A 237-nucleotide genomic window follows, 5' to 3' on the forward strand; every position below is an offset into this window, starting at 1 on the left:
TGATGCCGACCTGGTACGCAAAGGAGGTCTGGAAGATCGATCCGAAAACGTTCTGGAAGTACACAGAAGGCGCGACGCACGCGGCAAACGAGGTCGCGGTGCAGTCGGGTCAGGTCGATCTCGCTACGGACTTCGATCGCAACCGGAACGCGATGGTCGCGAAAGGCGTGATCAAGCCCGACGGCACGAAGATCGTCTGGACGTCGGACCCGTTTCCGAACGATGCGATCGTGGTGC

Annotated in this window: 1 protein-coding gene; it reads left to right on the forward strand. The window is 60.3% G+C overall.

Translation table 11 applies throughout. The features are described from left to right. On the forward strand, nucleotides 1-237 hold a 237-nt coding region (locus tag SB753_RS41270), incomplete at both ends, for a PhnD/SsuA/transferrin family substrate-binding protein (protein WP_410805713.1).

The sequence above is a fragment of the Paraburkholderia sp. SIMBA_053 genome, assembly GCF_046534895.1.
Taxonomy (GTDB): Bacteria; Pseudomonadota; Gammaproteobacteria; order Burkholderiales; family Burkholderiaceae; genus Paraburkholderia; species Paraburkholderia caledonica.